The 24,356-nt window shown below is 59.9% G+C and carries 23 protein-coding genes and 1 tRNA gene; 10 read left to right on the forward strand and 14 right to left on the reverse strand.

The features are described 5' to 3' along the window. Nucleotides 1–56 precede the first annotated feature (56 nt). Nucleotides 57–530 carry an SsrA-binding protein SmpB gene (gene smpB / locus AC07OO_RS20590; protein WP_495084015.1) on the forward strand — a complete coding sequence of 158 codons (474 nt, stop codon included), beginning with the start codon at nucleotides 57–59 and terminating at the stop codon, nucleotides 528–530. A gap of 110 nt (nucleotides 531–640) precedes the next feature. Here the strand turns inward: smpB and AC07OO_RS20595 are convergent, their stop codons facing one another. From AC07OO_RS20595 to rimP, 8 genes are all read right to left on the reverse strand, one after another. After that, nucleotides 641–1,786: an enoyl-CoA hydratase/isomerase family protein gene (locus AC07OO_RS20595; protein ID WP_495084016.1), complete on the reverse strand. Its 1,146-nt coding sequence runs from the start codon at nucleotides 1,784–1,786 to the stop codon at nucleotides 641–643. Next, complete coding sequence (locus tag AC07OO_RS20600; protein WP_495084017.1) at nucleotides 1,783–2,667, reverse strand: DMT family transporter; 885 nt, start codon at nucleotides 2,665–2,667, stop codon at nucleotides 1,783–1,785. The genes AC07OO_RS20595 and AC07OO_RS20600 overlap by 4 nt, the downstream gene beginning before the upstream one ends. A 138-nt stretch (nucleotides 2,668–2,805) precedes the next feature. Further along, nucleotides 2,806–4,635, reverse strand: a complete 1,830-nt coding sequence (gene typA / locus AC07OO_RS20605) for a translational GTPase TypA (protein WP_495084018.1) — start codon at nucleotides 4,633–4,635, stop codon at nucleotides 2,806–2,808. After that, the gene (gene truB / locus AC07OO_RS20610; RefSeq protein WP_495084019.1) at nucleotides 4,625–5,737 is read right to left on the reverse strand and encodes a tRNA pseudouridine(55) synthase TruB; all 1,113 of its coding nucleotides are present in this window, start codon (nucleotides 5,735–5,737) and stop codon (nucleotides 4,625–4,627) included. Before truB ends, typA begins: the two co-directional genes overlap by 11 nt. 1 nt (nucleotide 5,738) lies before the next feature. After that, entirely contained in the window at nucleotides 5,739–6,113 is a 375-nt protein-coding gene (gene rbfA, locus AC07OO_RS20615) for a 30S ribosome-binding factor RbfA (RefSeq protein ID WP_495084020.1), read from the reverse strand. 12 nt (nucleotides 6,114–6,125) lie between these two features. Continuing rightward, nucleotides 6,126–9,008 (reverse strand): translation initiation factor IF-2, encoded by a 2,883-nt coding sequence (infB, locus tag AC07OO_RS20620; protein WP_495084021.1) that lies wholly within the window; start codon nucleotides 9,006–9,008, stop codon nucleotides 6,126–6,128. Nucleotides 9,009–9,088: 80 nt separating this feature from the next. Next, nucleotides 9,089–10,585 (reverse strand): transcription termination factor NusA, encoded by a 1,497-nt coding sequence (gene nusA / locus AC07OO_RS20625; protein ID WP_495084022.1) that lies wholly within the window; start codon nucleotides 10,583–10,585, stop codon nucleotides 9,089–9,091. 90 nt (nucleotides 10,586–10,675) lie between these two features. After that, a complete protein-coding gene (gene rimP, locus AC07OO_RS20630; protein ID WP_495084023.1) occupies nucleotides 10,676–11,290 on the reverse strand; it encodes a ribosome maturation factor RimP in 615 nt (204 codons plus the stop codon). Between the two features lie 269 nt (nucleotides 11,291–11,559). Here rimP and fabI point away from each other — a divergent pair, with 269 nt between their 5' ends. Then, complete coding sequence (fabI, locus tag AC07OO_RS20635) at nucleotides 11,560–12,351, forward strand: enoyl-ACP reductase FabI (RefSeq protein WP_495084024.1); 792 nt, start codon at nucleotides 11,560–11,562, stop codon at nucleotides 12,349–12,351. Nucleotides 12,352–12,446: 95 nt separating this feature from the next. Here fabI and AC07OO_RS20640 read toward each other — a convergent pair whose 3' ends face one another. After that, complete coding sequence (locus AC07OO_RS20640; protein WP_495084025.1) at nucleotides 12,447–14,720, reverse strand: Orn/Lys/Arg family decarboxylase; 2,274 nt, start codon at nucleotides 14,718–14,720, stop codon at nucleotides 12,447–12,449. 132 nt (nucleotides 14,721–14,852) lie between these two features. Between AC07OO_RS20640 and AC07OO_RS20645 the strand changes: the two genes are divergently transcribed. From AC07OO_RS20645 to amrS, 5 genes are all read left to right on the forward strand, one after another. Continuing rightward, nucleotides 14,853–15,281 (forward strand): NfeD family protein, encoded by a 429-nt coding sequence (locus AC07OO_RS20645; RefSeq protein ID WP_495084026.1) that lies wholly within the window; start codon nucleotides 14,853–14,855, stop codon nucleotides 15,279–15,281. 48 nt (nucleotides 15,282–15,329) lie between these two features. Next, nucleotides 15,330–16,238: an SPFH domain-containing protein gene (locus AC07OO_RS20650; protein WP_495084027.1), complete on the forward strand. Its 909-nt coding sequence runs from the start codon at nucleotides 15,330–15,332 to the stop codon at nucleotides 16,236–16,238. 69 nt (nucleotides 16,239–16,307) lie between these two features. Next, nucleotides 16,308–17,126: an AmmeMemoRadiSam system protein B gene (gene amrB / locus AC07OO_RS20655; protein ID WP_495084028.1), complete on the forward strand. Its 819-nt coding sequence runs from the start codon at nucleotides 16,308–16,310 to the stop codon at nucleotides 17,124–17,126. Continuing rightward, the gene (gene amrA, locus AC07OO_RS20660) at nucleotides 17,113–17,670 is read left to right on the forward strand and encodes an AmmeMemoRadiSam system protein A (protein WP_495084029.1); all 558 of its coding nucleotides are present in this window, start codon (nucleotides 17,113–17,115) and stop codon (nucleotides 17,668–17,670) included. Before amrB ends, amrA begins: the two co-directional genes overlap by 14 nt. A 6-nt stretch (nucleotides 17,671–17,676) precedes the next feature. After that, entirely contained in the window at nucleotides 17,677–18,762 is a 1,086-nt protein-coding gene (gene amrS, locus AC07OO_RS20665) for an AmmeMemoRadiSam system radical SAM enzyme (protein ID WP_495084030.1), read from the forward strand. A gap of 86 nt (nucleotides 18,763–18,848) precedes the next feature. On the opposite strand, the gene AC07OO_RS20670 is transcribed toward amrS, so the two are convergent. From AC07OO_RS20670 to AC07OO_RS20690, 5 genes are all read right to left on the reverse strand, one after another. Then, entirely contained in the window at nucleotides 18,849–19,181 is a 333-nt protein-coding gene (locus tag AC07OO_RS20670) for a hypothetical protein (protein ID WP_495084031.1), read from the reverse strand. A gap of 189 nt (nucleotides 19,182–19,370) precedes the next feature. Further along, nucleotides 19,371–19,460: transfer RNA gene (locus AC07OO_RS20675), tRNA-Ser, on the reverse strand. A 99-nt stretch (nucleotides 19,461–19,559) separates the two neighbouring features. Then, nucleotides 19,560–19,841: a hypothetical protein gene (locus AC07OO_RS20680; protein ID WP_495084032.1), complete on the reverse strand. Its 282-nt coding sequence runs from the start codon at nucleotides 19,839–19,841 to the stop codon at nucleotides 19,560–19,562. Then, nucleotides 19,841–20,278 carry a DNA polymerase III subunit chi gene (locus AC07OO_RS20685; protein WP_495084033.1) on the reverse strand — a complete coding sequence of 146 codons (438 nt, stop codon included), beginning with the start codon at nucleotides 20,276–20,278 and terminating at the stop codon, nucleotides 19,841–19,843. The genes AC07OO_RS20680 and AC07OO_RS20685 overlap by 1 nt, the downstream gene beginning before the upstream one ends. Beyond that, nucleotides 20,275–21,720, reverse strand: a complete 1,446-nt coding sequence (locus AC07OO_RS20690) for a leucyl aminopeptidase (protein WP_495084034.1) — start codon at nucleotides 21,718–21,720, stop codon at nucleotides 20,275–20,277. Before AC07OO_RS20690 ends, AC07OO_RS20685 begins: the two co-directional genes overlap by 4 nt. Nucleotides 21,721–21,744: 24 nt before the next feature. Here AC07OO_RS20690 and lptF point away from each other — a divergent pair, with 24 nt between their 5' ends. The 3 genes from lptF to AC07OO_RS20705 are packed head-to-tail and all read left to right on the forward strand — an operon-like array spanning nucleotide 21,745 to nucleotide 24,346. Next, the gene (gene lptF, locus AC07OO_RS20695; RefSeq protein WP_495084035.1) at nucleotides 21,745–22,866 is read left to right on the forward strand and encodes an LPS export ABC transporter permease LptF; all 1,122 of its coding nucleotides are present in this window, start codon (nucleotides 21,745–21,747) and stop codon (nucleotides 22,864–22,866) included. Next, nucleotides 22,863–23,969, forward strand: a complete 1,107-nt coding sequence (gene lptG / locus AC07OO_RS20700; protein ID WP_495084036.1) for an LPS export ABC transporter permease LptG — start codon at nucleotides 22,863–22,865, stop codon at nucleotides 23,967–23,969. Before lptF ends, lptG begins: the two co-directional genes overlap by 4 nt. Beyond that, nucleotides 23,966–24,346 (forward strand): sirohydrochlorin chelatase, encoded by a 381-nt coding sequence (locus AC07OO_RS20705; protein ID WP_495084037.1) that lies wholly within the window; start codon nucleotides 23,966–23,968, stop codon nucleotides 24,344–24,346. Before lptG ends, AC07OO_RS20705 begins: the two co-directional genes overlap by 4 nt. Nucleotides 24,347–24,356: the final 10 nt, after the last annotated feature.

A 24,356-nucleotide genomic window follows, 5' to 3' on the forward strand; every position in this document is an offset into this window, starting at 1 on the left:
TAGACAAGCACTCAAGCACGCCTTTCATTCCCGTCTGTCACCCCTATTTAAGCTCCATGGCCAAAAAACCCGCGATCGATACCCGCATTGCCGACAACAAAAAAGCAGCGTTCAACTATTTCTTCGAAGAGCGCTTTGAAGCGGGTCTGGTACTGGAAGGCTGGGAGGTCAAATCCCTGCGTGAAGGCAAGGTGCAACTGACTGATGGCTATGTGGTGATACGCGGTGGCGAACTGTTCATCATCGGACTGCAGATCAATCCTCTGCACACCGCATCCAGCCACGTCAGCCCGGACAAGGTGCGTACCAAGAAGCTGTTGATGCACAAGGAGCAGATCCTGCGGCTGATTGGCAAGGTCGAGCAAAAGGGCTACACGCTGGTGCCGATCAACTTGCACTGGAAAGACGGCAAGGTCAAATGCGAGATCGCGCTGGCCAAGGGCAAGGCCGAGCACGACAAGCGCGACACGATCAAGGACCGTGAAGGCAAGCGGGAAGTTGAGCGGGCTATGAAGAGTAAAGCACGTTAGAGGCCGGGCGGCTGGGCGCCAGAGCGTTTTGCTCCGTGTCCCCCGGCCGCAAGCGGCCTCCTCCTTTTACCTACGCAAAACGCTCTGGCGCCCAGCCTCTTTGTGTAGGCTTAGGCCAAATCTTTCAGGGGGTGGGTTCCTGCCGGCCACGGGCTGGTAAAGAAGGGTTCCACCATATCCAGCGTTACATCCTCAATACGCGACGGGTTCCACACCGGTTTATGGTCCTTGTCGATGGCCAGGGCGCGGATGCCCTCCACCGTCTCACTACGGGTGCCTGAGCGGTCCAGATGGGCCGTGTAGAAGCAATGCTGTACCAGGTCACGCTCCATACGCAGGTCGTCGGCCAGCGTCAGGCCACGGGCGCGGCGAATCTGCTCCAGCACCACATGCAGCATCAGCGGGCTGCGGTGTCGCAGGGTCTTGACAATGGCCAGTGCTTTGTCCGTACCAGAGGCTTCCAGTGCCGACACGATGGCGGGTATAGTGTCCAGCCCGAACGCAGCAAAGTCGCTTACATCCAATATGGCGCTAGCCCTCGTCGCAATTGAATATTCTGCTATCACATTCGCAGCAATCCACTGCTGCAGGGTGTCCAGGCTCCCCTGGGTTTGCAACGCATCCCACAGTGCAGGCAATGCATTGGACGGTACACAAACGTCGGCCAGCCCCCAGGCGACGGCTTGGGCGCCGCCAATGGTGTCGCCGGTCAAGGCCAGGTATTCACCGACATGGCCCGGACAGCGGCTCAGGAAGTAGCCACCGCCCACGTCCGGGAACAGACCGATGCCGGTTTCGGGCATGGCCATCTTGGTGGTCTCGGTCACGATGCGCAGACTGGCCCCTTGACTGATCCCCATGCCGCCGCCCATGACGATGCCGTCCATGAAGGCGATGTAGGGCTTGGGGTAGTTGTGAATCAGATGGTTGAGGGTGTATTCGTCGGTGAAAAACGTGTCCAGCGCCGCATCACCCGCCAAGGCGGCCTGGTGGAAGAAACGGATGTCGCCACCGGCACAGAAGCTGCCGAAGAAGCTCTCCGGGCTGCCGGGAGCACCGACTCTGTTGGTGCCGCGGATGGCCACTGCAAACACGGCCGGGTCATCGCGCCAAGCCCTCAGCGTAGCCAGCAGGGTCTGCACCATGGGCAGAGACAGGGCGTTCAGGGCCTTGGGACGGTTCAGTGTGATGAGCCCAACACCGCCAGCAACGGTGGTGTGGACTTCAGCGATGGCGGAGGTGTTTTTGTCGTTCATGGTGTTGGTTGATTCCTTTGTTTCCAGCCCAGCAGCTCGTTGGCAACCAGGGCCCCGATGACCAGCGTTCCGCCGACCAGCACGGTACTGCCCGGAGCCTCTCCAGCGCCCAGCCAAACCAGCAGGATGCCGAATGGCACTTCCAGCAAGGCCAGCAGGGACAATTCTGGGGCCTGCAGCACGCGAGCGCATAGCACGGACAAGACACAAGGGACGGCCAGTTGGAAGGCACCGAGGTAGCCCAGCAGGCCCAGGTCATGGGCCGTGGCCTGGAAAGGATACGCCAACGGCAAAGTCACCAGCGCGCTGATCACCGCACCCACGAACACGGCCGGCACTAGATCGACGTCATGCCCTTGAGCGTGGGCGTTTTGCGTGACTGTCCAGTTAGTGGCGCCCGCAATCGGCACACACAGGGCCACCAAAGTACCCAGCATCTGGCCGCCTGCGATCTGCGGAGCGTACATATAGGCGATCCCCAGGCCAGCCACAACAATGGCCATCCAGGTGCGCAAGGCAATGCGATGGCCGATAAAAATTCGGGCGATCAAGGCCGTCATCAGTGGCCCCAGCGACATGGTAATCAGCACATTCGCCACACTGGTCAGCGTGATGGCCACCATATAGGCGGTGAACATCACACTCCAGCACACGCCCGATATCCAGAAGGCCCGTCCGGCGTGCCGGATATTGGCGAAGACTGCCCGCCCCCGCATCATCGGCAGGATGAACAGCATGGCAAGCACCGTGAACAGCGCCCGCCAGAAGGTCACCTCAAAACTGCGCGCACCATCCAGATGGCGCGACACCACCCCTGCGGTTGCCCACATGAAGGTCACCAAGACCATGAGTAAAACCGCCCGGTTGTGTGTCAGTTTCATGCGTTGAACGGAGACTTCACAAGGACGCGCACCAACACGGAGCGCGTGCCTCAATCCAGGGTTACCGCGGAACCGGCTTCGCCAGGCCGCAGGTAACGCCCCCTGGGGGGGAGGCGGCCGCCAGGCCGCTTCGGGGGGTTACGACCGGCTTGCGCGTTTGCGATCGCTCTCGCTCAGGTGGCGCTTGCGCAGGCGCACCGACTTGGGCGTGATTTCGACCAGCTCGTCGTCCTCGATGAATTCCACGCCGTATTCCAGCGTCAGTTCGATCGGGGGCGTGATCTTGATCGCGTCTTCCTTGCCGGACACGCGGAAGTTGGTCAGTTGCTTGGTACGTGTGGCGTTGACCACCAGGTCGTTGTCACGGCTGTGGATGCCCACAATCATGCCTTCGTACACCGGGTCGTTGGCGCGCACGAACATGCGGCCGCGGTCGTCCAGCTTGCCCAGGGCGTAGGTGAAGATTTCACCGGCGTCCATGGAGATCAGCACGCCGTTCTTGCGGCCGCCGATGTCGCCCTTGTGTGGCTCGTAGCAGTCGAAGATATTGGAGATCAGGCCGGAACCACGCGTCAGATTCAAGAACTCATTGGTGAAACCGATCAGGCCACGGGCCGGGATGCGGTATTCCAAACGGACACGGCCGCGGCCGTCCGGCTCCATATTCACCAGCTCGCCCTTGCGTTCGCCCAGTGCCTGCATCACGCCACCCTGGTGGGTTTCTTCGATGTCAGCGGTCACCATTTCGATGGGCTCGTGCTTCTCGCCGTTGATGTCCTTGAACATCACGCGGGGCTTGGACACCGCCATTTCATAGCCTTCGCGGCGCATGTTTTCCAGCAGGATGGTCAGGTGCAATTCACCACGGCCCATGACTTCGAAGATACCTTCTTCGTCCGTTTCGTTGACGCGTAGTGCCACGTTGTGTTGCAGTTCCTTTTGCAGGCGGTCCCAGATCTGGCGGCTGGTGACGTACTTGCCTTCGCGGCCGGCCAACGGGCTGGTGTTGACGCAGAAGTTCATCGTCAGCGTGGGCTCGTCAACCTTCAGCATGGGCAGCGGTGCAGGGTTGGCGGGGTCGGTCACTGTCACGCCGATACCGATGTCTTCGATACCGTTGATCAGCACGATGTCGCCGGGGCCGGCTTCGGGCGTCTGCATGCGGTCCAGGCCCTGGAAGGTCAGTACTTGGTTGATACGGCCCTTGACCTGTTTGCCTTCGGGGCCTTCCATCACCAGCACATCCATGCCGGGCTTGATGGTGCCCTGGCTGATACGGCCCACGCCGATACGGCCCACGAACGAGGAGAAGTCCAGTGCAGAAATCTGCAATTGCAGCGGGGCGGTGGGGTCACCCGAGTTGGCGGGCACGTGTTTCAGCACGGTGTTGAACAGGGCCGACATGTCGGGACCCCACTGTTCGCCTTGGCCGCCCTCTTCCAGCGACGACCAGCCGTTGATACCGGAGGCATAGACCACGGGGAAGTCCAACTGCTCGTCGGTCGCGCCCAGCTTGTCGAACAGGTCGAACGCGGCGTTGACGACCTTGTCGGGGTTGGCACCGGGCTTGTCCACCTTGTTGACGACAACGATGGGCTTCAGACCCAAGGCCAGCGCCTTTTTGGTCACGAAGCGGGTTTGTGGCATGGGGCCTTCTTGGGCGTCGATCAGCAGCAGCACACCGTCCACCATGGACAGGGCACGTTCCACTTCACCGCCAAAGTCCGCGTGTCCGGGGGTGTCGACGATGTTGATGTGGGTGCCTTCCCAGCTGACAGCGCAGTTCTTGGCCAGAATCGTGATGCCACGTTCTTTTTCAATGGCGTTGTTGTCCATCACCGTGTCGACGACTTTCTCGTGCTGGGCGAAGGTGCCGGACTGGCGCAACAGCTGGTCGACCATGGTGGTCTTGCCGTGGTCAACGTGGGCGATGATCGCAATATTGCGAATTTGTTTGCTAGAGCTCATGGTTCACTTTCTCTGTTGAATCTGTTGTTGCGCCAGACGCCGGGGCGCTACCTGGGGCTTCCTGGTTTCCTGCTTGCTGGGTCTGAGATTGCGCAATCTCCAGCGGGCTCAGCAAGCGCCCCGGTATCAATTCCCCTGCCTCGGTGCGGGCCGTGCCCAACAAGGCGCGCGGCGCAGTGCCATACACCGCGACTTGCTCCGCATCCGGCCAGCTTCCGCGGCGGCGCATCCCGCTCAGGAAACGCCCCGTATTCTCGCTGTCCAGCGTGACCGGTGTGTGGCGTTCCAGCAGCGCATCCACGGGCAGCAGGCATGCCAGCCGCTGGGCTTCCGTCATGGCCTCCAGGGCCTCCAGCGTCACGCACTGCGCTGCCGTGAAACCGCCCGTAGCCGTTCGGCGCAAGCGCGTAAGGTGTGCGCCGCAGCCCAGAGCTTCCCCGATGTCTTCACCCAGGGTACGGATATACGTGCCTTTGCTGCAGCTGACTATTATATTGATAGCGAGCTGCTCAGTATTCGCGAGGGCTAGCGCCACATCCAGCTTATGGATGGTCACGCTGCGGGCCTCCCGTTCCACTTCAACTCCGGCCCGCGCATATTCGTACAAGGCCTTGCCGTCTTTCTTCAGTGCGCTGTGCATGGGCGGCGTTTGGCGTATGGCTCCCGTAAATTGGGGTACCACCCGCGCAATGTCTGCCGCATCCACTTGCACCGGACGCTGTTCAATCACATCGCCTTCCGCATCGCCAGTGCTGGTTTTGATGCCCAGCAGCGCGGTGGCCTCGTATTGCTTGTCGGCATCCAGCTGCATCTGGCTGAACTTGGTGGCAGCGCCAAAACACAGGGGCAGTACGCCGGTGGCCAGCGGGTCCAGCGTGCCGGTGTGGCCAGCCTTCTCGGCCCGCAGCAGCCATTTCACCTTTTGCAAGGCGTCATTACTCGACCAGCCCAAAGGCTTGTCCAGCAACAACACCCCATGCACGGGGCGACGCACGGTACGCTGGCGCGGCTCACCACTGTGCCTGCTTGGTTTAACCGCGGGCACGCCATCGCCGCCCCCCAGGGGCGCCTGCGCACCCTGGAGTGGCCTGGCGGTGTTCATGCTATTCCTCGTTCTTGGAGCGCGATGCCACGGCCTGCGCAATCAATGCATTCATATCGGCCGCACGCTCGGTGGTGCGGTCGAACACGAAATGCAGCGTGGGCACGGTGTGGATGTGCAGGCGCTTGAACAGACCATTGCGCAAAAATCCGGCGGCCTGGTTCAGGCCTTCGGCGGTCTCCACTGGGTCACCCTTGAGCAAGCTGAAGAAAACCTTGGCATGGGCGTAGTCCGGCGTGACCTCCACGGCCTGGATCGTCACCATGCCCACCCGCGGATCCTTGAGCTCGCGCGCGATCAGCTCGGTCAGATCGCGCTGGATCTGATCGGCCACGCGGAAACCGCGGTTGGGGGTGGATGACTTCTTGCGCACCATGCCAATTTCCGTTTACAGAGTACGAGCGACTTCGCGAATTTCGAAGAACTCCAGCACATCGCTTTCTTGGATGTCGTTGTAGTTCTTGATGTTCAAGCCGCACTCGAAACCTTCGCGCACTTCCTTGGCGTCGTCCTTGAAGCGCTTGAGCGAATCCAGCTCACCGGTGTAGATGACCAGGTTGCTGCGCAACAGGCGGACACGTGCGGTACGGCGCACCACGCCTGAGGTGACCATACAGCCCGCGATGGAACCGATCTTGGAAACCTTGAACACTTGGCGAATCTCGGCAGTACCGATGACTTCTTCCTTCTTGTCCGGTGTCAGCATGCCCGACATGGCCAGCTTCAGGTCGTCCACGGCGTCGTAAATGATGTCGTAGTAACGAATGTCTACACCATTGCTCTCGGCCAGCTTGCGCGCGCCGGCGTCTGCACGGGTGTTGAAACCAATGATGACGGCCTTGGCGGCAATCGCCAGGTTGACGTCGGATTCGCTGATGGCACCGACCGCGGCGTAAACCATCTGCACCTTGACTTCGTCGGTCGACAGCTTGAGCAGGGACTGCGCCAATGCTTCCTGCGAACCCTGCACATCGGCCTTGACGATGATGGGCAGCATCTTGACCTCACCAGCCGTGATGTCGCTGAACATATTCTCCAGCTTGGCCGCTTGCTGCTTGGCCAGCTTGGTATTGCGGAACTTGCCAGCGCGGTAGGTGGCGATTTCACGGGCGCGGCGCTCGTCGGCCAGGATCATGAATTCATCGCCGGCCTGCGGCACTTCGGTCAAGCCCTGGATTTCGACCGGAATCGAAGGTCCTGCGGACTTGATAGCGCGACCGTTTTCGTCCAGCATGGCGCGCACGCGACCATAGGTCTGGCCTGCGAGCACCACGTCGCCGGTCTTGAGCGTGCCGGATTGCACCAGGATGGTCGCAACCGGGCCGCGACCCTTGTCCAAACGCGCTTCAATGACCAGGCCCTTGGCCATGGCATCGACCGGTGCCTTCAGTTCCAGCACTTCGGCCTGCAGCAGCACTTGCTCCAGCAGTTCGTCGATACCCTGGCCGGTCTTGGCCGACACGGGTACGAAAGGCGAGCTGCCGCCAAACTCTTCGGGAATCACCTCTTCCACCACCAACTCGTTCTTCACGCGCTCGGGGTTGGCATCAGGTTTGTCGATCTTGTTGATGGCCACGACGATGGGAACACCAGCCGCCTTGGCGTGCTTGATGGCTTCCTTGGTTTGCGGCATCACGCCGTCGTCGGCAGCCACCACCAGAATGACGATGTCGGTCGCGTTGGCACCACGGGCACGCATGGCCGAGAAGGCCTCGTGACCGGGCGTATCCAGGAAGGAAACCACGCCACGCGGTGTTTCCACGTGGTAAGCCCCAATGTGCTGGGTAATGCCGCCTGCTTCGCCCGCAGCGACCTTGGCGCGGCGGATGTAGTCCAGCAGCGACGTCTTGCCATGGTCCACGTGGCCCATGACGGTAACCACCGGTGCGCGCGGCAGCGCTTCAGCGTCTTGCTGTTGCACTTCGTCGTCGGTGAAGGCTTCGGGATCGTCCAGTGCGGCAACAACTGCCTTGTGGCCCATTTCCTCGACCACGATCATCGCGGTGTCTTGGTCCAGCGGCTGGTTGATGGTGACCATCTGGCCCATTTTCATCAGCGACTTGATCACTTCCGAGGCCTTGACCGCCATCTTGTGCGCCAGATCGGCCACCGTGATGGTTTCGGGCACGTGCACTTCGATGATGCGGGCCTCTGTGGGTGCGGACACCACGGTTTGGCTCTCGCGGTCCCGATCATTGGAGCCACGGCGGCCACGGGGGCCAGCACGCCAATTGGTCGCACGGCCGGCGGTTGCGCTGGTTGTATCGCCTCGGGTCGGGATAGCCTTCTTCTTGGCGGGATCGCCCGCCCAACTGCTGGAGAGCTTGGCGGATTTGACTTCCTTGCCGCCGCCGCTAGGTGCGCTGCCGGTGTCGTTGCCGGTAGCCGCCTTGGCAGGCTTGGCTGCCGTGGTTCCGGCAGCGGGCTTGTGCAGCGTACCCTTCATTCCAGCCTTGGCATCGGCTGCAGGCTTGGTTTCCTCTGGCTTCTTGGCGGCTGTCAACACGCGCTTGGGTGCGGCCATCATGGAGCGGATGGCGGCAGCCTCGGCCTCGGCCTTGCGCCTGCGGTCGCTCAAATCCACGGCACGTGCCACTTCTTCGTCGGCCACTGCCTTGGCTGCAGCGGCTGCAGCAACAGACTTTTCAAGTGCCACAGCGGCATCAGCCTGCGCCTGGGCTTCTGTAGCCTCGTTGGCGGCTTGGCTCTTGGCTTTCTTGTTGGCTTCAGACGCTTTCTGGGCCTGTGCTTCGGCTGCTGCTTTTTCTGCAGCTTCGCGGTCCCGGGCTTCCTGCTCTTCACGGTCACGGCGACGCTGAGCCAGTTCTTCTTCCTGGCGACGGATCAGTTCGGCCTGGCGACGGGCTTCCTCTTCGCGGCGGGCTAGTTCGGCGTTATCAATCACCGGCGCAGCGGGCGTTGCGACTGCAACTTCAGTTTCCACGGCCTCGGGCGCTGCCACCACGTCGTCATCGCGTCGTACAAAGGTGCGCTTCTTGCGCACTTCCACCTGGATGGTGCGTGCCTTGCCGGTGGCATCCGCCTGCTTGATCTCCGTGGTCTGCTTCTTGACCAGAGTGATCTTTTTGCGTTCGAGGCTCACGGTGCCATGGCTGTTCTGCAGAAAGCTGAGCAGGCTGTGCTTGTCGGCATCGGTCAGGACGTCGGAGGCGGCCGCTTTCGCGACTCCGGCCGACTTCAGCTGCTCGAGCAGCGTGTCAGTGGATTTTTTGAGTTCATTGGCAAACTCGGCGACGGTCGTACTGGACATTGTTTGTGTAACCTTTGGCGGTGGCCCAACTGCCCTTGGAGCAGTTGCAGGCCTGAACTGAAACTCTATTTACATAACCATTACTCTTGAGAAGCGGCTTCATCGGTAAACCAATGCTCGCGCGCTTTCATGATCAAGGTCTTGGCATCGTCTGCGGACTGGCCGGTGATGTCGGTCAACTCGTCGACCGCCAGATCCGCCAATTCATCCAGCGTATGCACGCCGGCATCGGCCAACTTGCCGATCAACTCGGGCGTCAGGCCTTCCAGATCACGCAGATCTTGTGACACTTCTTCCACGCTTTCTTCGTGCGCGATTTCCATGGTCAACAACGCGTTCTTGGCGCGCGTGCGCAGCTCAGTCACCGTTTCTTCGTCGAAACTTTCGATCTCCAGCATTTCCTGCAGCGGCACATAGGCCACTTCTTCCAAGCTGGTAAAGCCTTCGGCAATCAGGATGTCGGCGATTTCCTCGTCCACATCCAGCTTTTCCATGAACAGCTTGCGACCCTGGTCGGTTTCGCTGGCCTGCTTCTGGGCAGACTCGGCGGCGTCCAGGATATTGATGCGCCAGCCGGTCAACTCAGACGCCAAACGCACGTTCTGACCGCCACGGCCAATCGCAATGGCCAGGTTTTCTTCATCGACCACCACATCCATGGCGTGGCGCTCTTCGTCCACGACGATGCTCGATACATTGGCCGGGGCCAAAGCACCAATCACGAATTGAGCCGGGTCTTCGCTCCACAACACGATGTCCACGCGCTCACCGGCCAGCTCGTTGGTCACACCGTTGACACGGGTGCCACGCACGCCGACGCAGGTGCCGATGGGATCCACGCGCTTGTCGTGCGACAGCACGGCGATCTTGGCGCGAGAGCCGGGGTCGCGGGCACAGGACTTGATCTCCAACAGGCCCTGTTCGATCTCAGGCACTTCCTGGCGGAACAGCTCGATCATGAACTCGGGTGCAGAGCGCGATAGCACGATGGGTGCGCCACGCAGTGTCAGGTCCACTTCCATGATCATGGCGCGCACGCGGTCACCGGTCCGCAGGTTTTCCTTGGGGATCATCTCGTTGCGGCGCAGGCGGCCTTCGACACGACCGCTCTCCACAATCATGTCGCCCTTGTCCATGCGCTTGACGGTGCCGACAAAGATCTTTTCGCCGCGCGACATGAAGTCGTTGAGCAGCATTTCGCGTTCGGCATCACGGATCTTTTGCAAGATGACTTGCTTGGCCGCCATGGCACCGATACGGCCGATCGGCACGGAGGGCACCGTTTCTTCGATGTACTCATCGACCTCGATGTCAGCGATCTGCTCTTTGGCTTCAAACAGCAGGATTTCCTGGTCGGGCAATTGCAGACCAGCCTCATCGGGCACCACGTGCCAACGACGGAAGGTCTCGTAATTGCCACTATCGCGGTCCAGGGCAACGCGAATATCCACATCGCCGGGATACAGCTTTTTGGTCGCCTGGGCCAGGGCCGCTTCCACGGCACCCAACACCACATCACGTTCCACGTTCTTTTCACGTGAAATTGCCTCTACCAGCATCAACAGTTCGCGATTCATGCCATGACTCTCCTGAACACTCGATTTAACCAATACAAAATTTCAAAACCCGCCGATGCAGACCCCTGACCGGCCTGCCACCCTTACCTTTTATTCCGCGTCGACCTCTGCGCCATCAGTCCCGCCAGCCGCGCCGCGGCCTTTGAAACTGACAATCGGCGCCAACCTCGACTCACGCAGCTCGTCCAGCGTGAAGCCCAGTGCCTGCAGCGGTGGCGGCACACGCTTCTTGCTGACTTTCTGACCCGGCTTGACCGGCGGCGCATCGCTCCAGACGATTTGCCAGGACGTTGCTCCGTCGGCCGAGACCACCTTCTCCAGCGTGCCGCGAAACTTCTTGCGGTTGGCATGCACCTGCCCGCCAGCCGCAGCCCCCATCGGGGCCTTCAGCGTGATGTCGATCACATGGCCGACAAAACGTTCGTAATCCTGCGCATGGCGCAGCGGACGGTCGATACCGGGCGAGGAAATCTCGAGCCGCTTGTATTCAATGCCGTCTACTTCCAGCGCAAACTGCAATTGGCGATTGACCTTTTCGCAGTCCTCAACATTGATAAACTGCTCCGTAGCGGCAGTGCCTTCTGCAGGCTGCACCCAAGGCAGATCAATGGTGATGCGCAGCAAACCGCCGGCGGAGCGTTCAATCTCCACCAAGTCATATCCCAGACCACTTACGGTTTGTTCAACAATGTCCTGCAATGCCACTTAGGATCAGCCCGATCAAGGTTCAAAAACAATCGCCCAAAAAAAACGGGCGGTAATTACCCGCCCGTTTGGTCGTGAATCTGAATTGTAACGCAAAAATGTGCTAAGTGCCTTGATTTGTAAGGCTTATTCGAGTGGCTTGCAGGAAATATCGCCGATTAGGGCGGCTTATATGGAGGTCCGTCGGGCTGCGGCTGCGGCCTAGCCATAAGCCCCTCCTAGGCGTGCGACAATTCCACATTGAGACATGCCATACACATGAGGACGAAATGGGATTTTTAGCAGGAAAAAAATTATTGATTACGGGTGTGTTGTCCAACCGCTCCATTGCCTATGGCATCGCCAAGGCCTGCCACGAGCAGGGGGCCGAACTGGCCTTTAGCTACGTGGGCGAGCGCTTCAAGGACCGCATTACCGAATTCGCGGCCGATTTCAACTCCAAGCTGGTATTTGATTGCGATGTGGGCGACGATGCGCAGATCGACAAGCTGTTTGCCGATTTGGCCGTGCACTGGCCCAAGTTCGACGGCTTTGTGCACAGCATTGGTTTTGCCCCACGTGAGGCCATTGCCGGAAACTTTCTGGACGGCCTGAGCCGCGAAAACTTCCGCATTGCCCACGACATCAGCGCCTACAGCTTCCCGGCTATGGCGAAGTCCGCCTTGCCCTACCTGAACGACAACGCCTCGCTGTTGACGCTGTCTTACCTGGGCGGCGTGCGCGTGGTGCCCAGCTACAACACCATGGGTCTGGCCAAGGCATCGCTGGAATCCTCGGTGCGCTACCTGGCCGAGGCCGTAGGCGCCCGTGGCATGCGCGTGAACGGTATCAGCGCCGGTGCCATCAAGACCCTGGCTGCCAGCGGCATCAAAGACTTTGGCAAATTGCTGGCTATTTCGGCCAACGCAGCGCCTATGCGCCGCAATGTGACCATTGAAGAAGTTGGCAATGTGGCCGCCTTCCTGCTTAGCGATCTGGCCTCCGGCATGACCGCGCAGATCACCTATGTGGACTGCGGCGTCAGCCAGTCGGCTGTGGCCGTTCTGGAGACACCGGCTTGAGCCTAACTGCCCGCTAGCCCCCGCGGAATATGCGTGAGCAGCTATCAGAAAAATAGCGCCTCCGGGGCGCTATTTTTGTTTGGCGCAACCAGCGCCTACCTCACACAGTCAGCGTAGTAGCGCACTACACCGTCTTCACCGCGCTCTTCCACCAAGCCGTGGATGTCGGTCTCAAAGCCAGGGCACTTGGCATTGAATTCGCGTGAGAACTTGAGGTAGTCCACGATCTTCTTGTTGAACACCTCACCAGGAATCAGCAGCGGGATGCCCGGAGGGTATGGCGTCACCAGGCCTACGGTGATGCGGCCTTCCAGCTTGTCGATTTCCACCCGTTCGGTCTGGCGTAGCGCAATGTGGGCGTAAGCGTCGCTTGGCTTCATGGCCGGGGTCAGGTCGCTGAGGTACATATCCGTGGTCAGGCGTGCGATGTCGTACTTGGCGTACAACTCGTGCACAAACTGGCACAGATCGGCCAGGCCCATCTGCTCGTACTGGGGGAACTTCTGGCAGAACTCGGGCAGGATGCGCCACATGGGCTGGTTCTTGTCGTAGTCGTCCTTGAACTGCTGCAGCGCGGTCAGCATGCTGTTCCAGCGGCCCTTGGTGATGCCGATCGTGAACATGATGAAGAAGCTGTACAGGCCGGTCTTTTCGACCACCACGCCGTGTTCGGCCAGGAACTTGGTCACGATGCTGGCCGGGATGCCGGTCTTGGCAAACTTGCCATTCAAGTCCATGCCCGGTGTCACCACGGTGGATTTGATCGGGTCCAGCATGTTGAAGCCGGTGGCCATCTTGCCAAAACCATGCCAATTGACGCCGGCCTTGGCATTCTTGGACTCACCCTTGATGATCCAGTCGTCCGAACGGCCAATACCCTCCTCAGCCAGCTTGTCCGGTCCCCAGACTTTGAACCACCAATCTTTGCCGTACTCCTCGTCCACCTTGCGCATGGCGCGGCGGAAGTCCAGCGCTTCGGTAATGCTTTCTTCCACCAAAGCGGTGCCGCCGGGTGGCTCCATCATGGCCGCGGCCACGTCGCAGCTGGCAATGATGCTGTACTGTGGTGATGTGGAGGTGTGCATCAAGTAGGCCTCGTTGAACAAATGCTTGTCCAACTTGACAGTCTGCGAGTCCTGCACCAGCACCTGGCTGGCCTGGCTGATACCCGCCAACAGTTTGTGGATGGAGTGGGTGGCGTACACCATGGCGTGCTTGGGCCGAGCACGGCGCTTGCCCATGGCATGGTAGGAGCCGTAGAACGGGTGGAAGGCCGCGTGGGGCAGCCAGGCCTCATCAAAGTGCAGGTTCTCGACGTAGCCGTCCAGCATGCCCTTGATGGTCTCGGTGTTGTACAGCACGCCGTCGTAGGTGGATTGGGTCAGCGTCAGCACGCGGGGTTTGACCTTCTTGGCATCCACACCCCGCAGCAAGGGGTTGGCCTTGATCTTGGCCTGGATGGCGGCCGGCTCAAACTCTTCCTTCGGGATAGGTCCGATGATGCCGAAGTGGTTGCGCGTAGGCTTCAGGAAGACCGGAATAGCCCCGGTCATGATGATGGAGTGCAGGATGGACTTGTGGCAATTGCGGTCCACAACCACCACATCGCCTGGCGCCACCGTGTGGTGCCAGACCATCTTGTTGGATGTGCTGGTGCCGTTGGTCACGAAGAAGCAGTGGTCGGCATTGAAGATACGCGCTGCGTTGCGCTCAGAAGCACCCACAGGGCCGTCGTGATCCAGCAGTTGGCCCAACTCTTCTACCGCATTGCAGACGTCGGCACGCAGCATGTTTTCGCCAAAGAACTGGTGGAACATCTGGCCCACCGGGCTCTTCAGGAAGGCCACGCCGCCGGAATGTCCAGGGCAATGCCACGAATAAGAACCGTCTTCCGCGTAGTCCAACAAAGCCCTGAAGAACGGGGGCTGTACACCCTCCAGGTAGCTCTTGGCTTCGCGCAGGATGTGGCGGGCCACAAATTCCGGCGTGTCTTCGAACATATGGATGAAGCCGTGCAGTTCGCGCAGAATGTCGTTGGGGATGTGGCGGCTGGTCTTGGTCTCGCCGTACACATAAATGGGCACGTCCAGGTTCTTGCGGCGCACCTCTTCAATGAAATGGCGCAGGTTCAGTACCGCAGGGTCAAGGTCTGGGCCGGGTGTGAACTCTTCGTCGTCAATCGACAAAATGAAGGCGCTGGCACGGCTCTGCTGCTGCGCGAACTGGCTCAGATCGCCGTAGCTGGTAACGCCCAGCACCTCGAAACCCTCGTTTTCAATCGCCTGGGCCAGCGCGCGGATACCCGAACCTGAGGTGTTCTCAGAGCGATAGTCCTCGTCGATGATGACGATGGGGAAGCGAAATTTCATGAAAGGCTCCAGGATGCAAAGGGCGCAAATAAGAAAAACAGGCGCGAAGTGTAAGGACATATTGTGTCTCGCAGCTTGCGCGAGCCGCCTTTTGCCCCAAAATGTGGTGATCGCAACACATGCAAGGACGGTATGGCCCAATCCACACTCTGGTGGCTGCTCGTTGGCGCAGCGGTAGGCGTCGAATTGGCCACCGGTACCTTCTACCTGTTGATGCTGGCCGTTGGGTTGGCCCTGGCGGCCATTTCTGCCCATTTGGGCGCCAGTTTTGCCGTGCAAATCGTGGTCGCCGCGGTTGCCTCCATCGCCACCGTGTGGGGTTGGCATGCCTACAAGAAAAAGACGCAACCCGTGAATCCGACGGCCAGCGCTAACCGCGATGTCAATCTCGATATTGGCGAGACCGTACAGGTGGATGCCTGGAACTCCGATGGAACAGGCACGGTGAAGTACCGCGGCGCCCAATGGTCGGTGGCCAGCGTTTCGGGTTCGCCCTTGATGGCCGGCCCGCACCAGGTGGTGGAGGTGGTGGGCAGCCGCCTTATCGTTCGCAAACTGTAGACGCCAGGGTCTGCTCCCCGACAGCACAGCATTTCTCAAGGAGGCAAGATGGAAGTTGCAATGGTTCTACTGGTCGTCGCCATCATTTTTGGCTTCAAGACCATCAAGGTCGTCCCCCAACAACATGCCTGGGTTATCGAACGCTGGGGCAAGTACAAAGACACCTTGACCCCCGGGCTGAACTGGGTCGTGCCCTTCATGGATCGCGTGGCCTACAAGCACTTGCTCAAAGAAGTGCCGCTGGACATACCCAGCCAGGTTTGCATAACGCGCGATAACACACAGCTGCAGGTCGACGGCATCCTGTACTTCCAGGTGACCGACGCTATGCGGGCCAGCTATGGCTCCAGCAACTACGTAGTGGCCATCTCGCAACTGGCGCAGACGTCGCTGCGGTCGGTAATCGGCAAACTCGAGTTGGACAAGACTTTTGAAGAGCGCGACATCATCAATGCCCAGGTGGTGCAGGCCATCGATGAGGCGGCCTTGAACTGGGGCGTCAAGGTGCTGCGCTACGAGATCAAGGACCTGACACCGCCCAAGGAAATTCTGCACGCCATGCAGCAGCAGATCACCGCGGAGCGCGAGAAGCGCGCGCTCATTGCCGCATCCGAAGGCCGCCGCCAGGAGCAGATCAACATCGCCACCGGCGAGCGCGAGGCCTATATCGCCCGATCCGAGGGCGAGAAGCAGGCCGCCATCAACAACGCCCAGGGGCAGGCGGCGGCCATTCTGGCCGTTGCACAGGCCAATGCGGAGGCCATTGAACGCGTTGCTGCCGCCATACGCCAGCCCGGCGGGGAACAAGCCGTGCAGTTGAAGGTGGCCGAGCAGGCTGTCAACGCCTATTCCAAGGTCGCGGCCGATGCAACCACAACGCTGGTGGTTCCCAGCCATATGGCCGAAGTGGCTACTTTGATCAGTTCGGCCATGAAGATGACGCAGTTGCCAAAATAACAGTAACTTCACTGCATCCTCGACGCTGACGGGATCGACAGCCCCGGGACTGCAATTAAGGAGGTTTCGATGCTACAGCTTCGCCCACCGGCAGTAGCCGGAGCCTTCTATGCGGGCCAAGCAGACGTGCTCGCCCACGATGTTGCCAACCTGTTGGACGCGGCTGATCGTGCGCAGGTGCGCGGAGCTGTCACACCCAAAGCACTCGTCGTTCCCCACGCCGGCTATATCTATTCGGGTACAACCGCAGCGTTGGCCTATGTTCGCCTTGCAGCAGCCCGCGCCACCATCCGCCGTGTCGTTCTGTTGGGACCTGTACACCGGGTCGCGGTACGGGGCTTGGCCCTGGATAGCGCCACGGGTTTTGCTACACCGCTGGGTACCATTCCCATAGACCAGGAGGCCGTGGCTTTGCTGAGGGGGCTGCCGCAAGTAGTGCTCAGCCCACAAGCCCATGCATATGAGCATTCGCTGGAAGTGCAACTCCCTTTTTTGCAATCCGTGTTGGACGACTTTCGATTGCTACCGCTGGCGGTTGGCAATGCCACGGCAGAGGAAGTAGCGCAGGTGTTGGACCTGGTGTGGGGTGGCCCGGAAACGCTCTTGGTCGTCAGCACGGATTTGTCGCACTTCCTGCCCTACGCCCAAGCTCAGGCTGTTGATGGTGCGACAGTCAACCATATCTTGAGCCTGGAGACTGGCATCACGCACGAGCAGGCCTGTGGTGCCACACCTATCAATGGCCTGCTGTTGGCTGTCCGCCGCCGCCATTTGCAGCCGCACCTGCTGGGCCATTGCAATTCCGGAGACACCGCTGGCGACAAAGCACGCGTCGTGGGCTACGCTGCTTTCGAATTCACTGAGGTTGTTGCTAATGCTTCCCATTGACGCAGGAACCTGCCTGTTGCCGATAGCCCGTGCCGCCATCGCCTCAGCGCTAGGACAAGAGGTTTTGGCTCCCGCTGAAGACGCGACCTGGCTGCGAGAGCCTGGCGCCTGCTTTGTCACCTTGACCCAGGCAGGCCAGTTGCGCGGGTGCATAGGCTCGCTGGAAGCCAGGCGCCTTTTGCTGGCAGACGTCAAAGCCAACGCCGTGGCCGCCGCCTTCCACGACCCTCGCTTTGCACCGTTGTCTCTCCCAGAGTTAGGCGTCACCCAGGTGGAGGTCTCCGTGCTATCACCGATGCAAGCCATACACTTCGTCAGCGAGGCCGACGCGCTGTCGCAATTGCGACCTGGTATCGACGGCGTCGTGTTGGAATGCGGGAGCCAACGCGGTACCTTCTTGCCCCAAGTGTGGGAGCAACTCCCCTCCCCCACTGGTTTTCTGGGGCAACTCAAGCGTAAAGCCGGATTGCCCATAGGTTTCTGGTCGGACCAGATTCACCTATATCGCTACACCGTCAGCAAGTGGTCCGAACACAGTGGATGAGAGGCCATGATGCAATTGGCAACGCCCTACCCCGCGCGCTACTGGCATTCATTGAATGACGGTCGCATCCAATGCGATCTGTGCCCGCGCGATTGCAAACTGCATGCGGACCAGCGCGGGGCCTGCTTTGTGCGCAAGCGCGAGGGCGATGCCATGGTCCTGACCACCTATGGGCGCTCATCCGGCTTTTGCATAGACCCCATCGAGAAGAAGCCACTGAACCATTTCTATCCCGGTAGCAGCGTCTTGTCCTTTGGCACAGCAGGGTGCAACCTCGCCTGCAAGTTTTGCCAAAACTGGGACATCAGCAAATCCCGTGACATGGACCGGCTCATGGACCAGGCCTCGCCCGAGGCTATTGCCAAAGCCGCGGCAGACCGTGGCTGCAAGAGCGTGGCCTTCACCTACAACGACCCTGTGATCTTTGCGGAATATGCGATGGACGTGGCCGATGCCTGCCACGCGCGGGGTATACAAACCGTCGCCGTTACTGCGGGCTACATCCATGCCCAGCCGCGCCGCGATTTTTACGCCAAGATGGACGCCGCCAATGTGGATCTGAAAGCCTTCACCGAAGACTTCTACTTCAAGATCACCGGCTCGCATCTGCAGCCCGTGCTAGACACCTTGATGTATCTGCGGCACGAAACCCAGGTGTGGTTCGAAATCACAACCCTGTTGATACCCGATCACAATGATTCTGACGCAGAAATCACCGCAATGAGTCAATGGATCATGCGGGAATTGGGGCCGGATGTGCCATTGCATTTCTCTGCCTTTCACCCCGACTACAAAATGCCGGATGTGCCGGCTACACCCAAGACCACGTTGGCGCGCGCACGGCAGATTGCATTGCAGGCGGGCCTGCATTATGTGTACACCGGAAACGTGCATGACGAGGAAGGTGGTACGACCTATTGCGCGGTTTGTCAGGCTCCACTGATCGTGCGGGATTGGTACCAGATCAAACAATATCGACTAAGCCCCACAGGCTTTTGTCCAGATTGCGGCGCCCAAGCAGTTGGACGGTTTGCCAAGCAAAGATCAGACTTTGGCCGTCAGCGCATCCCGGTTTCAATCCAGCCCACCTAAGGGGTAATCGTCTTGGCAAAGAAAAAGCCCTGCACTTCAGCAAGTACAGGGCTCTTCAATATCAAATTGCGACCTTGAATCCAGGCCTATTGCCGGGGCGGCAAATTTTTCAGGCTTTCCAGATCCGGCACTTCTGTACTGACAACGTAAGGAACAGGTTTTGGAGATTCAGAAATAGCAGATGGCTTCACCGTATAGGTCGACGTTCCACTAGAGTAATCGACAGAAGTGCCACTAGAGCACTGCAGCGACTCAGTACCGTCAGGGAAATAAAACTCCATGCAAACCGACGAACCTAACAAATTGAGCGACCTCGAAATAATGGCGAGGCCGTCATTGCGAAGATAGCCAACGACGGGTTGGCCCATCAACTGCGGACAGCCTACTTCTGTGCCATAGATGTCGTTGTACTTGTTCAAGTAGACTTTTTTGGTATTGCAATAGCCTGTCAGCCGCACGTAAAAGGGCCCAGAGTCCGCGGCCCAAGCGGATTGGGACATTGCGGCCAAGCCCCAAAGTACCAGTTTGATAAGTAATTTCACTTTTCCCCCTGTTTTAAAAAGCACAAAAAAACGCGCAACCCAAATGAGTTGCGCGTTTTTTATATCTGGCGGAGCAGGCGGGATTCGAACCCGCGGTGGGTTTTACCCCACGCACGCTTTCCAGGCGTGTGACTTAAACCGCTCATCCACCGCTCCAGAGCCTTCTATTCTAACCTGCCTTTTGCCCGGTTTCAAAATCGGACCGCTCAAATTCAGAAAAAAGAACCATTGGTCACATGGTGCGCGTTCGACCGGCTACTTTTTGGTCTTGATGACGCGGGCCAAGGTTTGGGCCACTGCTGAGCGCACAGCGCTTTCCATTTCCTGCTGCAGATGCGGGCCAGACTCCCGCATCTGTTGTTCAATCAGCACCTGCAAAGACGCGCGGAGCTGCTGTTCCAATTTGGGCTTCACCGTTTGCAGTACCTGTTCAGCCAGCCACTCAGGGTCTATGGCCGAGATGCTCTGGGTTTGCCCCGGCTGCACGACCTCTGTCAGCGTGGGCACAAACCGGGGAACGGCTTTGTTGCTCTGCATCAGTCCGCACGTTTGAGGCTCAGGTCATGCCGGGTAATGGCGTAGCCCTGGTCAGTGTAGTGACGCCAGCGTCCTCGCGCCACCGCGCGGTCGTCCTCATTGGTGCTCACGACTTCGATCAGGCGATCAAAACGCTCAAACCCCGCTGGAACGGCATCTGTCAGATTCACCAGCACCCCGTTGTGCCCAGGGGCTTGCGCCGTATCGGTAACCAGCATGACGGGTGAGCGGGCTTGCAAGGCGGGCGCGGCAGGTGCCACACAATGGGGCAAGAAGTCAGTGGCCGACAAGGCCCATAAATCCGCGTCCAAGCGCGCGACAGCCTGCGCATCTGCGACCAATACCACTTTGGCTCCACTACCCACGGCCTTGCGCACCAAACGGCACGCATAGGCCAGCTTGTCTGGCGCGCCAAAGTGGAAGGCCAGGTCGGTCACTTGGCAGGTGCCTGGCTCAGCAAGTATTCAACCAACAAACCAACGGGGCGCCCAGTCGCGCCCTTGGCGGCACCGCTCTTCCAGGCGGTTCCGGCGATGTCCAGGTGCGCCCACGGGAATTTTTCGGCAAAGCGCTGCAGGAACTTGGCCGCCGCAATGGCACCGCCCGCGCGGCCACCCAGATTGGCCACATCGGCAAAATTGGTCTTCAGGCCTTCGGCATACTCTTCGTCCAGCGGCATTTTCCAGCAGCTGTCTTGTGCGGCTTCACCCGCGGCGAACAATGCGTTACCCAAGGCTTCGTCCGCCGCAAACAGCCCGCTGCGCACGCCACCCAGAGCGATAACGCAAGCGCCGGTCAGGGTGGCGATATCCACCACGGCCTTGGGCTTGAAGCGTTCCGCATAGGTCAGCGCGTCACACAGGATCAGACGGCCTTCTGCATCCGTATTGAGGATTTCGATGGTTTGACCGCTCATGCTGGTCACGACGTCACCGGGCTTCACCGCCGAGCCGCTGACCAGGTTTTCGCAGGCAGCGATCAGACCCACCACATTGATGGCGGGCTTGAGTTCTGCCAGAGAGCGGAATACGCCCAGCACACTGGCCGCGCCCGACATATCGAACTTCATTTCGTCCATTTCGGCAGCCGGCTTGATGGAAATGCCGCCGCAATCAAAGGTGATGCCCTTACCCACGAGCACCGTCGGGGCTTGGCTCTTGGCTGCGCCGTTGTATTTCAAAACGACAAACCGCAGGGGCTGATCCGATCCCTGGGCCACCGCAATAAAGGAACCCATGCCCAGCTTGGCCACTTCTTTGGGGCCCAGCACCTCGCAGCTGATCTTTGGCGACTCTGCCAAGGCCTGGGCGGCCTGTGCCAACAGGGTTGGAGTCGCGTGGTTGGCGGGGCGATTGGCCCATTCCTTGGCCAGTTCGGCACCGACCACAATACCCGCCGCACGGTCAAATGCGCTTTTGACATCCGCCGCATTGGGGGTGGCGACCAGCACCTTGCTGAGGGTGCGCCCTTCCGGTTTGGACTTGGTCGTGGTGTAGACATAGCTGGCGTCAGCCACGGCGGTTACCACCGCACGCACGGCCTCTTCGCGGGCCGGGCTGGCAAAGCAGACCAGCAGTTTTTTCAATGAGGCCGATTTGACTGCGGACACCGCTGCAAGCACCGCACCGCGCACATCGCGTGCGGAACCCGCCCCCACACCTGCCAGCACCACCCGCGTGGCCTGTGCCTGCGCGGGTCGGTAGAGGGTCAGGGATTTACCGGGTTTGGTGTCCAGGTCTCCCGCTTTGATGGCCTGCGCGATCAGCGCTGAGACATCATCCTTGCCGGCTTTGAAGTCCTGGGGTACCAGGACGATCAGCGCATCGCATTTCTCGGTAGAGACCCCTGCGAGGCCGGTAGCTTTCAGTTCAAAGTTCATAATTCAGGTTTTCCTTTTGCCGCAATGTTATTCCATTCCTCCATCCGCAAAGAACTGGCCCGCAGTTTCGGCGCGACCCTGGTGGTGCTGATCACCGTGGTCATGACCATGACACTGATACGCACCTTGGGCGAAGCCGGGCGCGGGGTATACAACCCGTCGGATGTGATGATCATCATGGGCTACACAGTCTTGTCCCAGATGCCCACCATCTTGGCCCTGTGCCTGTTCCTCGCCGTGCTCAGTGTGCTGACCCGCATGTTCCGCGACAGCGAAATGGTCATCTGGTTTGGCAGCGGGCGCGGCTTGACATCGCTGATCAAACCCCTCTTTCGCTTTGCCTGGCCCATTCTGGTGGTCATTGCCGCGCTGTCCTTCTTGATCCTGCCCTGGGCCGAGGGCCGCATTGCCGACATGAAGGACCGCTTCGAGAAGCGCGGCGATATTGCCCGCATTGAACCGGGGCAATTCCAGGAGTCGTCCAGCGGCGATCGGGTCTTTTTCATCGAGAAAGATGCCAACAGCAAGACAGCTGGCAACAACGTATTCATTGCCACCCACAAGAACGACAAGGAATCCGTGACTTCGGCGCGCAGTGGCCATGTAGAGTCCTTGCACGGCGAGAAATTTCTGGTGCTGGAGAACGGTCAGCGCCTGGAGAAAAATGTGGGCAAGCCCGATCTGACGGTGGCGGTGTTCAGCACCTATGGCGCCCAAGTCGACTCAGACGACCAGTCGGCCCGCGCCTTCGTACCCTCCGGCGCCAAAACCACGCTGGAGCTGTTGGCTGCACCCAATCTTGCCCACCTGGCAGAGCTGTGCTGGCGGGCCGGTCTGGCCCTCTCAGCCATCAATCTGGTGATCATGGGCCTGGCAGCGGCGGGGGTGAACCCGCGCGTGGGGCGGACGGCCAACCTGGGTTTTGCCTTCGGCGCTTTTGTTGTCTACTTCAACCTGCTGATACTGGGTAAGAGTTGGATTCAGACGGGCCAGGTGCACTTTGGCGTTTTCCTGGTAGCGCTGCATGGCGGCGCATTGGCCTTGGCCCTGCTGTGGCTGGCCAAGCGCCACAACAACTGGATGCTGCGCCTCCCGGGCAGCCAGGCCCGCCGTGCCCAGTGCAAGCCGAGCAAGGCTACGCCATGAAAACCGTACGCAAACTGATCTACAGCGAGGTCATACTGGCCGTCTTCCTGGTCACGTTGGGCTTTGCGACGCTGTTTTTTTTCTTCGATTTCGTCGAAGAATTGCAGGCTGTTGGCAAATACAGCGCCACTGGCTACACCTTGCCACAGGCGCTGATGTATGTGGCGCTGCTGCTGCCCAGCCATCTATACGAGTTGCTGCCCATCACGGTGCTGATAGGCACCATCTTCGTGATGGCCCGTTTCGCACAAAGCTCTGAGTTCACGATCTTGCGCACCAGCGGGCTCGGACCCTGGCTGGCGCTGCGCACGCTGTTGGTGCTGGGCCTGGTCTTCGTGGTCTTCACCTTTGCGATGGGCGACTATATGGCGCCCATTGCAGACAAATCAGCCCAATTGCTGAAGTCGCGCTACCAGGGCAAGGTCACGGTGGGCAAGACCGGTGCTTGGCTGAAGGAAAAACAGTCCTACAGCCACTACGCCGTCAACGTGGGCGCCCTGACGCCGGACGGCAATATGCGCGATGTGCGCATCTTCGAATTCGACAACCAGGGCATCCTGGTCTCCATGACCGAGGGTGCCACCGCCAAGTTTGGCCGGGATGACTCCTGGCTGCTGGAAAAGGCGGACCACACCGAATTCACCAGTGCCGACGCCAATGCGTCCAAGGTTGACCGCACCCTGGTGGACACCTTCCGCTGGCCCACGCAGATCAGCGCCGAAATGGTAGCCACCGCCGTGCTGCGGCCCGAACGCATGGGCACGATCGACTTGTTCCAGTACATGCGCCATCTGGACGCCAACGGCCAGGCCGCGGTGAAGTATGAGATCCAGTTCTGGAAAAAGGTGTTCTACCCGCTGAGTTGCCTGGTCATGGTGGTGCTGGCCCTGCCCTTTGCCTACCTGCATTTCCGCTCGGGCAGTGTGGCCAGCTATGTGTTTGGCGGAGTCATGGCGGGCGTCAGCTTTGTATTGCTGAACAACGTGCTGGGTGACCTGGGGGCATTGCGGGGTTGGTGGCCGTGGATTACCGCAGCGCTGCCGGGCCTGATCTATTCCTTCGCCTCGCTGACCGCCTTCACCTGGTTGGTGATACGGCGATGACGCAACCAGCGGCCCCGCGCGGCATCATCCTGTTTGGCCATGGCTCGCGCGACCCGCTGTGGCACAAGCCGATGGAAGCCGTTGCCGCGCAGATCAGCCAGCTGTCACCGCAAACGCCGGTGGTCTGTGCGTACCTGGAACTCAGCTCACCCGACCTGGCCACGGCCACCCAGACCTTGATGGACCGTGGTGTGCACAGCATTACCGTCCTGCCCATGTTCCTGGGTGTCGGCAAGCATGCGCGCGAGGATTTGCCCCGCCTGGTCGCCACTCTGGAAGCCGTTCACCCGGGACTGACTTTCGCCCTGCAAGCCGCTGTGGGGGAAGACCCACGCTTGGTGCAATTGATGGCACAAATTGCCCTGGACGGCCTGTAGAAGCCCTTTG

It is taken from the genome of Rhodoferax sp. GW821-FHT07G04 (genome assembly GCF_059418585.1).